This window comes from Streptomyces bicolor, from assembly GCF_000719285.1.
In the GTDB taxonomy this organism is placed as follows: Bacteria; Actinomycetota; Actinomycetes; order Streptomycetales; family Streptomycetaceae; genus Streptomyces; species Streptomyces bicolor.
In genome coordinates, this window is record NZ_JOFS01000003.1 from 123,023 (window position 1) to 136,016 (window position 12,994).

The following is a 12,994-nucleotide window of genomic DNA, read 5'->3' on the forward strand; positions in this document are numbered from 1 at the left end:
GGAGTGGAGCCCCAACGGTCTCGAGACCGTTTCCTTGGGCCGCTCGCCCAGGGCCCTGGTTCTCGGAGGAGGTCAGTTAATCGGTTGCACGCCACCGAGACGGGGTGTCTGATCCGGGCTGTGACGATTGTGCTGAGGACGCCGACGGCCGACGGAGTGCGCGAAGCCATTGCGGCGCTGCGGGAGTGGCAGCACGACGAAGCGCCGATGCAGCTGCATCCCGGGGACATCGGTTGGAACTACCGGTTCGGAACGGCCGAGACGGCCGCGGTGGTCCGGACCTGGAGCCGGGACGGACGGATCCTCGCTGCCGGGATGCTGGATTCGCCGACATTGGTGCGGATGACGGTCGCTCCCGACGCTTTCCAGGACGAGGAATTGGCGCGGCGGCTCGTCGAGGACTTCTCGCTGCCTGAGCGCGGCGTGCTGCCGGAAGGAGCGGTGTCCATCGAGGCGCCGCAGGGCCTGCTGGTCCACGACCTGTTGACCAAGGAGGGCTGGGGCGTCGACGAGCCGTGGACGCCGCTCTTCCGCGACCTCGCCGAAGCGGTGGAGGACCCCGGCGTGCGGATCAAGGAGATCGGTCTGGAGCAGGCACAGGACTTCGCCGACGTCCTGCGGTCCGCGTTCAACACCACGAGGCCCACGCAGGAGTACCGGCACGAGATGTCCGCGGGACCGTTCTACGCCGACGCCCGATGCCTGGGTGCTTACGACGACCAGGGCAACCCCGCGGCGGTGGTGACGGTCTGGTCGGCCGGTCCTGGGAAGCCGGGACTGGTCGAGCCGATGGGCGTCCACGCGGACCACCGCGGCCGCGGCTACGGCAGGGCGATCACCGTCGCCGGGGCGGCCGCACTGCGGGAGATGGGCTCGTCGAGTGTGCGCGTGTGCACGCCGAGCTCCAACCTCGGCGGCGTCGCCACGTACAAGGCGGCCGGGTTTGCGGCGAGACCGGAGACCGCCGACCGGATCCGGAAGGTCTGAACGTCGGGGTCACCGGACCTTCTCACCATGCGGCGGCGGCTCGATCGAACATCCGCGAGTCTGCCACTAAGGCACCACCACGATCTTCCGCCCCACCCCCGACGCGAACTGCCCCAGCGCCTCGGGATACCGCTCCAGCGGGATCCGGTCGCTGATGAACACGTCCGGATCCAGCACCCCGTTCGCGAACAGCTCCGCCGCCCGCTCGAAGCTGTGCAGCACGGCCATGGAGCCCGTGATGGTGATCTCCTGGTTGTAGATGCGGTACGGGTCGATCGTCACGCGCGTCGCGTAGTCCGCCACGCCGAACTGGAGGAACGTGCCCGCCTTCGCCACCCGGTCCAGGCCGTCCTGGATCGCGGCCGCGTTGCCGGTGGCGTCCACCACCAGGTCCCAGCCCTGGGGGCGGTCCAGTTCGTCCGGGTTCGCCGCCGAGGCGGAGACGCCGAGGCGGCGTGCCGTCTCCAGGCGCTGTGGGTTGACGTCCACCACGTCCACGCTCGCGGCCCCCGTCCGCTTGGCAAGCTCCAGCATCATCAGGCCCATCGTGCCCGAGCCGTAGATCAGGACATGGGCGCCGAGGCGGGACTGCAGGACGTCGTAGCCCCGTACCGCGCACGACAACGGCTCCACCAGCGCCGCGTCCTGCGTGCGTACGTGCTCGGGGAGCCGTACGCAGTTCGCCACCGGTGCCACCGCGAACTGGGCCGCGCCTCCCGCCCTCGTCACGCCGATCGCCGCCCAGCGTTCGCAGAGGTTGTTGTGGCCGGTACGGCAGTAGCGGCACTCGTAGCAGTACAGGGAGGGGTCGACCGCGACCCGGTCGCCGACCGAGAGTTCCGTGACCTCGCCGCCGACCCCGACCACCTCGCCCGCGAACTCGTGCCCGGGCACGATCGGCAGCTTGGGCGCGAACTCGCCCTGGAGGATGTGCAGATCGGTGCCGCACAGGCCGCACGCGGCGACCTCGACCACGACGTCGCGCGGTCCCGGCGTCGGGTCGGGGACCTCGGCGACGACTGCCTTGCCCACGGACTCGATGACGGCGGCCTTCATTTCACGGCTCCCAACGACAGGCCCTGGACCAGCTTGTCCTGGGCGGCGAACCCCGCGGCGAGCACCGGCAGGGAGATGACGAGCGACGCGGCGCACACCTTCGCCAGGAACAGGCCCTGGCTGGTGATGAAGCCGGTCAGGAAGACGGGGGCGGTCTCCGCCACCACGCCGGTCAGTACGCGGGCGAAGAGAAGCTCGTTCCAGCTGAAGATGAAGCAGATCAGGGCTGTCGCGGCGATGCCGGGCAACGCGATGGGGGCCACCACGCGCGTGAGGATCGTCGGGAGCTTCGCGCCGTCCACCCTTGCCGCCTCGATGATCGCCACCGGGATCTCGGACAGGAAGGAATGCATCATCCACACCGCGATCGGCAGATTCATGGAGGTGTAGAGGATGACCAGCAGCCAGATGTTGTCGAGCATGTCGGTGTTCTTCGCGAACAGGTAGAGCGGCAACAGGCCCGCCACGGCCGGCAGCATCTTCGTCGACAGGAAGAAGAACAGGACGTCGGTCCACTTCTTCACCGGGCGGATCGACAGGGCGTACGCCGCCGGGAGGGCGAGGACCAGGACGAAGAGCGTCGACGCCACCGATGCCACCGTCGAGTTGATCAGTGCCGGCCAGGGACTCGCCCCGCCGCCCGCGCCGAAGAACTCCCGGTAGCCGTCCAGCGTCAGCGAGGCGGCGAAGGACGGCGGATTGGTCGCCGCGTCCGCCTCGGAGTGGAAGGACGTCAGGGCCATCCACGCGATCGGCAGGAAGAACACGATCCCGAGCAGCCAGGCCACGAGGCCCAGGCCAACTCCCTTGCGGCGGCTGCGAAGTCGTACGGCCACTGCACTCATGCGTGCGACACCTCCTCGCGGAACAGGGACGACACCACGCGCAGTGCGAAGGTCGCGATGATGATCGAACCGATGACCACCAGGACACCCGCGGCCGAGGCGAGGCCGTTCTCATGGGCCTGGTAGAAGCTCTGGTAGACGGTGTAGGGGAGGTTGGCGGTGCCCAGGCCGCCCGAGGTGATGGTGAACACCGCGTCGAAGTTCTGGACTATGTAGATCGAGCCCAGCAGGGCGCCGAGTTCGAGATAGCGGCGCAGGTGCGGGAGTGTCAGGTGGCGGAATATCTGCCAGTCACTCGCGCCGTCGACCCACGCCGCCTCGATCTGCTCGTGGTCACGGCTCTGCAGACCGGCCAGCAGGATCAGCATCATGAACGGCGTCCACTGCCACACCAGGGAGGCCTCCACCGCGAGCAGCGGTGTGTTGGAGATCCAGTCGGGCTGTGGGCCGCCCACATAGTGCAACAACCCATTGAACAAGCCGTATTCAGGGTTGTAGAGCACATGTTTCCAGAGCAGGGCAGCGGCGACGGGGACTACCAGGAACGGCGCGATCAGCAGGGTGCGCACCACACCCCGGCCGCGGAACCTGCGGTCCAGGAGCAGGGCGAGCACCAGGCCGAGGACCAGGCTGGCCAGCACCACCGCGACCGTCAGCAGCACGGTCGTCCACACCGAGTGGCGCAGGTCCGCGTCGGTGAGGACCTCCCGGTAGTTGTCGATGCCGGCGAAGTGGCGGGCGTCCGGGTAGAGGGAGTTCCAGTCGAAGAACGAGATCACCAGCGTCGCCACGAACGGCAGCTGGGTCACCACGATCATGAAGACCAGGGCGGGCAGCAGGGGAGCCCGGGTCGCCCAGGCACGCAGCCGGGCGGAGGGTTGGCGGTTGGTATGCACGGGAGTCGTGGCCACGGGGGCCGTAGTCGTCGCTGTCATCGCCCCTCGTACTCCTCGGAGATCTTCTCGGCGAGCTGCTGGGACTTCTTCAGGGCCGAGTCGACGGACTGGCGTCCGGCGATGGCCGCGCTGATCTCCTGGGAGACCCTGGTGCCGAGGTCGGTGAACTCGGGGATGCCGACGAACTGGATGCCGGGCGCGGGGCGCGGCTGTACGCCGGGGTCGTTCGGGCGGGCGCCCTCGATGGCTTCCTTCGTCATCTCCTGGAAGGCGGCGGCCTCCTGGCGGTACGCCGGGTTGGCGTACGTCGAGGCGCGCTTGCCGGCCGGCACGTTGGACCAGCCGATCTCGTCGCCGACCAGCTGCTCGTACTGCTTGCTGGAGGCCCAGGACACGAACTTCCAGGCTTTGTCCGGGTTCCGGGACGCCTGCTGGATGCCCCAGGCCCAGGTGTAGAGCCAGCCGGAGGACTCCGTCTTCTCGACGGGTGCGGGTGCGTAGCCGACCTTGCCCTTGACCGGGCTGTTCGCCGCCTCCAGGGAACCGGCCGCGGAGGTGGCGTCGTACCACATGGCGACCTTGCCCTGGGTCATGTTGTTCAGGCACTCGGCGAAGCCGGACTGGGCCGCTCCGGACTCACCGTGTTCGCGTACCAGGTCGACATAGAACTTCGTCGCCTTCTGCCATTCGGGGGAGTCCAGCCGTGCCTTCCAGTCCTTGTCGAACCAGGTGCCGCCGAAGGTGTTCACGACGGTGGTGAGCGGGGCCATCACCTCGCCCCAGCCGGGCAGGCCGCGCAGACAGATGCCCTTCATGCCCGGCTCGGCGCCGTCCGCCTTCGCCGCGAGGTCCGCCACCTGCTGCCAGGTGGGGTTCGCGGGCATGGTGAGCCCCTCCTTCTCGAACACGTCCTTGCGGTACATCAGGAAGGACGACTCGCCGTAGAAGGGCTGGCCGTAGAGCTTGCCGTCGTCGCCGGTGAGGGACTGGCGCATCGGCCCCAGGACGTCCTGCTCGTCGTACTCCGGGTCCCTGGCGACGTAACCGTCCATCTCCTTGAGCCAGCCGTTGCGGGCGTAGATCGGTATCTCGTAGTTGGAGAGGGTGGCGACGTCGTACTGGCCCGCCTGGTTGGCGAAGTCCTGGCTGATCTTGTCGCGCACGTCGTTCTCGGGCAGGACGGTGAAGTTGACCTTGATGCCGGTCTCTTCGGTGAAGCGGGGGGCGAGTTTCTGCAGCTCGGTCATCTGGGGGTTGTTGACCATGAGGACGTTGATCGAGTTGCCGCCCGATCCCGCCCCGCCGGCTCCGGCCCAGCAGCCGGAGAGCAGCGGGGCGAGCAGCGTCCCTGCGGCGGCCGCGACGAGCGTGGCTCGCGACCTCCGCCGGCTCTGGGTTCGCATGGATCGCTCCTGAACAAATGAAGGGGCATATGGGGAGATAAGGGGTGCAGTCGGGTAGGGGCGTGCCTGACGGGGGCGTGAGAGGAAAGGTCAGACGCGGATGACCTGGGGTCCCAGCAGCGAGTACCGATGCGCCTCGGCGGCCGGAAGCAGCGTGCTCGTCACGATCGCCTCCAGTGCGCCGATGTCGGCGAACCGGCAGAAGCTGACCGCTCCGAACTTGGTGTGGACGCCCGCGAACACCGTGCGGCGCGCGGCCCGGATCGCCTGCGCCTTCACCTCGCTCACCGCGGGGTCGGGAGTGGTGAGGCCGTGCTCGCGGGAGATGCCGTTGGCGCCGATGAACGCCAGGTCGATGACGAAGCCGGCCAGCATCTTCGTCGTCCAGTGGTCGACGGTGGCGAGCGTGCCGGCCCGCACCCGGCCGCCGAGCAGCAGCACGGAGACATGCTCCGACTCGGCGAGCGCGCCCGCGACCGGCAGGGACGCGGTGACCACGGTCAGCGGCCGCTCGGTGGGCAGGGCCTCGGCGATGAGCTGCGGGGTGAAGCCCTCGTCGACGAAGACCGTCTCGGCGTCCCCCAGCAGCTCGGCCGCCGCGGCCGCGACCCGGCGCTTCTCGGGGACATGGCTGGTGGCGCGGAAGGCGAGCGTCGTCTCGAAGCCGGCGCTCTCCACCGGGTAGGCGCCGCCATGGGTGCGGCGGAGAAGGCCGTGGTCCTCCAGGACGCGCAGATCCCGCCGTACGGTCTCCTTGGCCACGCCCAGCTCGACGGCGAGCGCGGTGACGTCGACGGAGCCGCTCGCGCGGGCGGCGCGGACGATCTCGCGCTGGCGTTCCTCCGCTGTTCTGTTCATGGTCGTCACCTGCCTCGCTGTGCTGCCCGTTCGGGCTCTCCTGTGGCCCTTGGGGGAAGTTCTACAGCGGGTATGAGGTGGTGACCAGGTCTGTTACGGGGGTGATACTGCCCGGTGTGTGCCCGTTCGGTCGTGTGGGTGCCCGGGCTGGACTCAGGGCTCGGGCGGTGCGGTCGTGTGGTGGCCGCGGGTGTGTTGTGGCTGGTCGCGCAGTTCCCCGCGCCCCTTTGGGGCGCTGTGGTGCCGTGTCTGGGCATGCGGGAGTCGGGCCTGAGCGCTGCCCGAATGTGGCGGCGGGCGGGCCCGTTCGGTGCCCGCCCGCCCTTTTGCGACGACTCGTTTCGGTCAGTACGGCCAGAGGGGCGGGTCGCTCACGAAGTGACCGCCCAGGTAGGCGTGCGCGATGTTGCCCGGCTCGAGCTCACCCTGCTCCGCGATCAGCTTCTCGGCGTACGGCTCGGAGTCGTCCTGCGGCTCGTAGCCCAGGGAGCGGGCGGTGGTCAGGTCCCACCACAGGCGGGTGTTCGCGGAGGAGCCGTAGACGACGGTGTGCTCGACGTTCTCGGCGGTCAGGGCCGCGTGGAAGAGGCGGGCGCCGTCGGCGGGGCTCATCCACACCGAGAGCATGCGGACGCTGGTCGGCTCGGGGAAGCAGGAGCCGATGCGTACGGACACCGTCTCCAGGCCGTACTTGTCCCAGTAGAACTGCGCGAGGTCCTCGCCGAAGGACTTGGACAGGCCGTAGAAGGTGTCGGGGCGGCGCGGGGTGTCGATGGGGATCAGCGCGCCCGGATCAAAGGGCGCGTCGCCCTGGGGGCGTGGCGTGAAGCCCACCGCGTGGTTGGAGGAGGCGAAGACGATACGGCCGACGCCCTCCTCTCGGGCGGCCTCGTACAGGTTGTAGGTGCCCTCGATGTTCGCCCGGAGGATCTTCTCGAACGGGGCTTCCAGGGAGATGCCCGCGAGGTGGATGATCGCGTCGACGCCCCGCACGGCCTCGCGCAGCGCCTCCCGGTCGCCGAGGTCGGCGACGATCGCGTCCGGCGCGCCCTCGATGGGGCGCAGGTCGAGGAGGCGAAGTTCGTAGCCGTACCCCGGGAGGAGGTCCCGCATCAGGGTGCCGAGTCCGCCGGCGGCGCCGGTGAGCAGAACGGTGCGGGGTGCGGGCATCGTCGGGGCTCCTTGGGTGATCGGCCGCATGCGTGCACGGTATTCACATTCGTGGACAAGTTAAGGATCACGACCCTGGCGAGTCAAGGGTGGTGCAGTCGATGTTCATAAACGTAAACTCTGATCAGAATCCTGCACTCATCCCGCCACTCGTCCCGCACGTACCCGCACTCGCCCCAGGGAGAGCCCGTGACGCCTGCCCCCCTCGCCGCACGCCTCAGCATCCCCGGTGGGCCGCTGTTCTTCCCCGTCACCGCCTACGGCCCCGACGGCTCCGTCGACCTCGACACGTACCGCACCCATGTGCGCCGGGGCGTCGAGGCCGGGGCCGCCGCCGTGTTCGCCTGTTGCGGCACCGGGGAGTTCCACGCGCTCACGCCCGAGGAGTACGAGGTGTGCGTGCGGGCGGCCGTCGAGGCGGCGGACGGACAGGTCCCGGTCGTCGCAGGCGTGGGATACGGCACCGCCCTCGCCGTGCGGTACGCCGGGCTCGCCGAGAGCGCCGGCGCGGACGGGCTGCTCGCCATGCCGCCGTATCTCGTCGTCGCCGGGCAGGAAGGGCTCCTTCGGCACTACCAGGAGATCGCGGCGGCGACCGCGCTGCCCGTCATCGTCTACCAGCGCGACAACGCCGTCTTCACCCCGGCAACCGTCGCCGAACTGGCCCGCACGGACGGGATCATCGGCCTCAAGGACGGCCTGGGCGACCTGGACCTCATGCAGCGGATCGTCAGCGCCGTACGCACCGAAGTCACCGGCGCCTTCCTGTACTTCAACGGCCTGCCGACCGCCGAACAGACCCAGCTCGCCTACCGGGCCATCGGCGTCCCGCTGTACTCCTCCGCCGTGTTCTGCTTCGCCCCGGAGATCGCCCTCGCCTTCCACGGGGCGCTGGAGTCCGGTGACGAGGCGACCGTCACCCGCCTGCTGGACGGCTTCTACCGCCCGTTCGTCGAACTGCGCGCCCAGGGCCGCGGTTACGCCGTCGCCCTCGTCAAGGCCGGCGTACGCCTGCGGGGGCTGGACGTGGGAGAGGTCAGGCCCCCGCTGCACGAGCCGAGCGAGGAGCATGTCAAGCAGCTCGCCGAGGTGATCGAGCGCGGCTACGCGCTGCTGGAGAAGGAGCCGGAGGAAACCAAGTGAAGGCGTCGACATTCGTCTACCCCTGGGACGTCAACGGGGACCCGGAGGCCCCCGGAAGGATCGCCGCCCTCGGCGTGCGACAGGTGACCCTCGCCGCCGCCTACCACTCCACCCGCGCCCTCACCCCGCGCCACCCGCGCCACCGCGTCGTCACCGCCGAACACGCCGCCGTGCTGTACCCGACGGACGACCGGTGGGCGGGCCGGGAACTGCGCCCGTACCCGGCCGGGGCCTGGGCGCCGGGTGACGCGTACGGCGAGGCGGCCGGCGCCCTCGCGGACGCGGGCCTGGAGGTCCACACCTGGGTCGTCCTCGCGCACAACTCCCGGCTGGGCGCCGAGCACCCGGACACCTCGGTCGTCAACGCCTACGGCGACCGCTACCCCTGGGCCCCCTGCATCGCCCAGCCCGCCACGCGCGCGTACCTCGTCGACCTGGCCGCCGAGGCAGCCGTACGCCCCGGGGCGCGCGGCACCGAACTGGAGTCCCTCGGCTGGTACGGCCTCCAGCATCTGCACGCCCACGACAAGACGGCCGGGGTCCCGCTCGGGGACGCCGGGTACTACCTGATGGCGCTCTGCTTCTGCCCGACCTGCAAGGAGGGATACGGCGCCCACGGCCTGGACGCCGACGAGCTGGCGGCCGCCATGCGCGCCGCCCTGGAGCCGCTGTGGCAGGGGGCGCAGGACGACCAGGGCTGGGCCGGCGTCGAGAAGCTGCTCGGCTCGGAAGTGGCGGCGGCCACGCGCGCGTGGCGCGACGAAACCGCCCGTACGCTCCAGGAGACGGCGGTCCGTGCGGTGCGCGCGGCCGCCCCCGACGGCTTCCAGGTGCTGCTGCACGCCGACCCCGTGACGTACCACGTCGGCGCCAACCCCGGCGTCGACCCCGAGCACATCCTGTCCCTCGCGGACGGCGTGGTCGTGCCCTGCGCGGGCGGCCCCGCCCTGCTCACACCCTTCGCCGAGCAGGGCCGCGAGGGCGCCGTCGTCGCGGCCAACTTCGGTGTGGTCTCCGGGATGGGCGGCAGCCCGGGCACGCTGGCGTCGGACGCGGCACGCGCGCGTGAGCTGGGCGCCACGGAAATCCGGCTCTATCACGCGGGGTTGGCGTCGGACGGGGACCTGGCGGCGGTGCGGGAGGGCCTCGCCGGACTCTGAAGCAGCGGCAGGGCGGTCACCAGCCACGCCGGGCCGATGACCGCCAACAGCAGCCGTACGTCGAGCAGTTCGACGAGCGCCGCCCCCGCTGCCAGCCCAAAGACGTTCGGCGTGAAGACGAGCGTGTTGGCCGTGGCGGCCGTACGGCCGAGCAGCGCGTCCGGTGTCTCGCGCTGCACGGCGGTGAGGGCGGCGATGAGCACGCAGGGCAGGCCCGCGCCGATCGCCGTGCTGCAGACCAGGGCCACCGGGTCGGACGGGATCGCCCTCAGCCCCGCCGCGGCGGCCGTCACGGCGATGCCGTACGCGGCGAAGCGGCGTTCCCCGAGTCGGCGCAGGGCCGGGCCGGAGAGCAGCCCGATCGCCACCGAACCGGCGCCCTGGACGGCGTACAGCACACCGGCGTACGCGGGGGTGTGCCCTAGGCCGTCGATGACGGCGTAGGTCATCGCACCGCTGAGACCGGCGAACAGCATGGTGGTGCCGCCGGCCAGGACAAGTGGGCGCAGCCGGGGGTGCGACCAGAGGTGGCGGGCGCCCTCGGCGGTCTGCGTCCGCCAGTCGCCGGCCGGGCGCTCGGGCTTGCTCTCGCGCACGCGCAGGCACGCGTACAGGCCGGTCGCGACCACGAACGTGCCCGCGTCGAGCAGGGCGACGCTCGCTCCGCCGTACGCCGCGTAGACGCCCGCGCCGGCCAGCGGGGCGAGGAGTTTCATGCCCTCGGTGGCCGTCATGCGCAGCCCGTTGAAGTCGCCGAGCAGGGGTGCCGGGACCGCGCCCGCGACGAGGGCGGACTCGGCGGCGTCGTGCACGACACCTGCCGCGCCGTACACGAACAGGACCGCGAAGAGCAGCCAGAGGCGGTCCGGGGAGTCGACCGTGAGGAGGGTGAGCAGGAGGGCGGCCAGCAGGAGGTTCGCGCCGATCAGCAGCGGTTTGCGGCGGGTGCGGTCGGCGAGCGTGCCGAGCAGCGGGCCGGCCAGGGTGGGCGCCCACATGGCGAGCATGCACAGCGCGGCCAGGCCGTCGGACCCGGTGAGGTCCTTGACCCATACGCCGGATGCCAGCCACAGCGCCGAGGTGCCGAAGCCGGAGATCACGACTCCGGTGAGGTAGAGGCGGGCGTCGCGGTCGCGCAGGACGCGTAGGAGTGCCCAGGTGGTGGTCGTCATGCCTGGCCACTGTGCGGCTAAGGCGGGGGCGCCGGGATCGGGGAAGTGCCTTAGAGGGAGGCGGCTTCGGCTGCGCGTCGTAGGGAGTGCGGAAAGGGGGGCAGTCCGTAGAGCGACCCGTGTCGGCGATGAGTTTCGCCGTCGCCGTCGGTCAACCTCTCAGGAAACAGATCCGTGAGGAGCCGGCCCATGACTGACAGCGCCCTCGACCTCGAACCACAGACCGGTGTCATCGCCCGCCTGGCGGACGGCGTCCGCGACGATCAGCTGACGGACGGCACACCGTGCCCGCAGTACGCGGTGCGCAACCTGCTGGGCCATCTGCTCGGCCTGTCCGTCGCCTTCCGCGACGCCGCCCGCAAGGACCTGGGACCCACCACCGACACGCCCCCGGACGCCGCCGTACCGGACATCGGGCCGGGCTGGCGCGAGGAGCTGGCCAAGGTCCTGGCGGAGCTGGCCGAGGCCTGGCGCGACCCGGCCGCCTGGACCGGAGAGACCCGCGCGGGCAGCGTACCCCTGACGGGCGCGGAGGCGGGTGTCGTCGCCGTGAACGAGCTGGTGATCCACGGCTGGGACCTGGCCCGCGCGACCGGCCAGCCGTACGCCCCCGAGCCGGCCGCCCTGCAGCTGTCGTACGGCATGCTCCTCGCGGCCGCCGACGACCCGAGCCGCGGCGGCGGCATCTTCGGCCCGGTCGTCCCCGTCCCGGACGAGGCACCGCTGCTCGACCGGGCGGTGGGGCTGAGCGGACGCGACCCGCGGTGGCAGGCGTCGGCCGACTAGTCCTGACCAGCAGAAACAAGACACAAGTCCTGACCAGCACAAGCAAAAGGAGTCGCCAGCCATGTCACTCGCCCGCGTCCACAACTTCGCCATCTCGCTCGACGGCTTCGGCACCGGTGAAGGGCTGAGCCATGACGCGCCGTTCGGCCACGCCGGCGAAAGGCTGCACGAGTGGATGTTCGCCACCCGGTGGTGGCACGAGATGGTCGGCAAGCCCGGCGGGAGCGGCGGCCTCGACGACGCCTTCGCGCGGCAGTTCGCACCCGGTATCGGCGCCGAGATCATGGGCGCCGGGAAGTTCGGCTTCCCCGGATGGCACGAGGACCCGGAGTGGAAGGGGTGGTGGGGGCCCAACCCGCCGTTCCACACACCGACCTTCGTCCTCACCCATCACACCCGCCCGTCGATCGAGATGGAGGGCGGCACGACGTTCCACTTCCTCGACACCTCACCCGCCAAGGCGCTGGAGACGGCCCGCGAGGCCGCGGGCGGCCAGGACGTACGCATCGGCGGGGGCGTCACCGTCCTCCGCGACTTCCTCGCCGCCGGGCTCATCGACCAGATGCACGTCGTGGTGGTCCCGATCCTGCTCGGCCGGGGCGTACGCCTCTGGGACGGACTGGAGGACGTCCAGCAGGACTACGAGGTCGAGGCCACCTCCTCGCCCAGTGGAGTCACGCATATGACGTTCACCCGCGCCGGTCTCTGAGCCGCCCGGGCCGAGGTCCCGCCAGGGCCGGGCACTGCGTACGCTCCTCTTCATGCCCCTCACCCTCACCGTCCTCGGCACCGCCTCCCCGTACCCCGGCCCCGGCCGCAACTGCTCCGGCTATCTGGTGCGCGGGGGAGGGGCCGAGGTGTGGGTGGACGCCGGGACCGGTACCTTCGCGGAGTTGCAGCGGCACACTGATCCGGCACGGCTGAGCGCGATCTGGATCTCGCATCTGCATGCCGACCACAGCGCCGATCTCCTGGCCGCCTTCTACGGTCTGGCCTATGGCGGGCTCACTCCGGACGCACCCATCCCGGTCTACGCGCCGAAGGATTGCGCGCGGCGTCTCGCCGGGTTCCTCGGGCGGGCGGACGTCGATTTCCTGAGCGGGGTCCTCGACTTCCACGCCCTGTTCGACGGTCACACCGTCCGGCACGGCGACCTGCTGCTCACCTCGTGTGCCGTCGCCCACGATGTCGAGGCGTACGGGCTGCGGGCGGAGCATGACGGGCGGGTCCTCGCGTACTCCGGGGACAGCGGGCCCTGCCCCGCGCTCACCGAACTCGCCCGCGACGCGGACCTGTTCCTGTGCGAGGCCGACATCGATGAGCATCGCGATGGCGAACAGGTTCACCTCACTCCCGAGGACGCCGGAACCGCCGCCTGTCAGGCGGGCGCACGACAACTCGTCGTCACGCACGTGGGGCCCACGCTCACCCCGGAGGTGGCGACCTCCCGCGCCGCCGCGGCCTTCGGCGGGCGTACCCGCACCGCGTTCGAAGGTCACACGCTGCACCTCTAGGCGA

13 protein-coding genes are annotated in these 12,994 nt (G+C 70.7%); 6 read left to right on the forward strand and 7 right to left on the reverse strand.

Going from position 1 to position 12,994, the window contains the following annotated elements; translation table 11 throughout:
• Positions 1-120: 120 nt before the first annotated feature.
• Positions 121-987 (forward strand): GNAT family N-acetyltransferase, encoded by an 867-nt coding sequence (locus tag IF78_RS0104465; protein ID WP_037639706.1) that lies wholly within the window; start codon positions 121-123, stop codon positions 985-987.
• 66 nt (positions 988-1,053) lie between these two features.
• Here the strand turns inward: IF78_RS0104465 and IF78_RS0104470 are convergent, their stop codons facing one another.
• The 6 genes from IF78_RS0104470 to IF78_RS0104495 all read right to left on the reverse strand — a co-directional run bounded on the left by IF78_RS0104470 (position 1,054) and on the right by IF78_RS0104495 (position 7,215).
• Positions 1,054-2,043, reverse strand: a complete 990-nt coding sequence (locus IF78_RS0104470; RefSeq protein ID WP_031477360.1) for a zinc-dependent alcohol dehydrogenase family protein — start codon at positions 2,041-2,043, stop codon at positions 1,054-1,056.
• Positions 2,040-2,888: a carbohydrate ABC transporter permease gene (locus IF78_RS0104475; protein WP_031477359.1), complete on the reverse strand. Its 849-nt coding sequence runs from the start codon at positions 2,886-2,888 to the stop codon at positions 2,040-2,042. Before IF78_RS0104475 ends, IF78_RS0104470 begins: the two co-directional genes overlap by 4 nt.
• On the reverse strand, positions 2,885-3,823 hold the full coding sequence (locus tag IF78_RS0104480) for a carbohydrate ABC transporter permease (protein ID WP_031477358.1): 939 nt from the start codon (positions 3,821-3,823) through the stop codon (positions 2,885-2,887). Before IF78_RS0104480 ends, IF78_RS0104475 begins: the two co-directional genes overlap by 4 nt.
• The gene (locus IF78_RS0104485) at positions 3,820-5,187 is read right to left on the reverse strand and encodes an ABC transporter substrate-binding protein (RefSeq protein WP_031477357.1); all 1,368 of its coding nucleotides are present in this window, start codon (positions 5,185-5,187) and stop codon (positions 3,820-3,822) included. Before IF78_RS0104485 ends, IF78_RS0104480 begins: the two co-directional genes overlap by 4 nt.
• A gap of 90 nt (positions 5,188-5,277) precedes the next feature.
• Positions 5,278-6,045 carry a DeoR/GlpR family DNA-binding transcription regulator gene (locus IF78_RS0104490; protein ID WP_031477356.1) on the reverse strand — a complete coding sequence of 256 codons (768 nt, stop codon included), beginning with the start codon at positions 6,043-6,045 and terminating at the stop codon, positions 5,278-5,280.
• Positions 6,046-6,390: 345 nt separating this feature from the next.
• Positions 6,391-7,215, reverse strand: coding sequence for an NAD-dependent epimerase/dehydratase family protein (locus IF78_RS0104495; protein WP_031477355.1), 825 nt, complete (start codon positions 7,213-7,215; stop codon positions 6,391-6,393).
• Positions 7,216-7,404: 189 nt separating this feature from the next.
• Between IF78_RS0104495 and IF78_RS0104500 the strand changes: the two genes are divergently transcribed.
• Positions 7,405-8,358 carry a 5-dehydro-4-deoxyglucarate dehydratase gene (locus tag IF78_RS0104500; protein ID WP_031477354.1) on the forward strand — a complete coding sequence of 318 codons (954 nt, stop codon included), beginning with the start codon at positions 7,405-7,407 and terminating at the stop codon, positions 8,356-8,358.
• The gene (locus tag IF78_RS0104505; RefSeq protein ID WP_031477353.1) at positions 8,355-9,518 is read left to right on the forward strand and encodes a hypothetical protein; all 1,164 of its coding nucleotides are present in this window, start codon (positions 8,355-8,357) and stop codon (positions 9,516-9,518) included. Before IF78_RS0104500 ends, IF78_RS0104505 begins: the two co-directional genes overlap by 4 nt.
• Here the strand turns inward: IF78_RS0104505 and IF78_RS0104510 are convergent.
• Entirely contained in the window at positions 9,455-10,690 is a 1,236-nt protein-coding gene (locus tag IF78_RS0104510; protein WP_031477352.1) for an MFS transporter, read from the reverse strand. The two genes, IF78_RS0104505 and IF78_RS0104510, sit on opposite strands and share 64 nt — an antisense overlap.
• A 189-nt stretch (positions 10,691-10,879) precedes the next feature.
• Here IF78_RS0104510 and IF78_RS0104515 point away from each other — a divergent pair, with 189 nt between their 5' ends.
• From IF78_RS0104515 to IF78_RS0104525, 3 genes are all read left to right on the forward strand, one after another.
• A complete protein-coding gene (locus IF78_RS0104515; RefSeq protein WP_031477351.1) occupies positions 10,880-11,476 on the forward strand; it encodes a TIGR03086 family metal-binding protein in 597 nt (198 codons plus the stop codon).
• A 61-nt stretch (positions 11,477-11,537) separates the two neighbouring features.
• A complete protein-coding gene (locus IF78_RS0104520) occupies positions 11,538-12,185 on the forward strand; it encodes a dihydrofolate reductase family protein (RefSeq protein WP_031477350.1) in 648 nt (215 codons plus the stop codon).
• Positions 12,186-12,237: 52 nt separating this feature from the next.
• Entirely contained in the window at positions 12,238-12,990 is a 753-nt protein-coding gene (locus tag IF78_RS0104525) for an MBL fold metallo-hydrolase (RefSeq protein WP_031477349.1), read from the forward strand.
• The last annotated feature ends 4 nt before the right edge of the window (positions 12,991-12,994 follow it).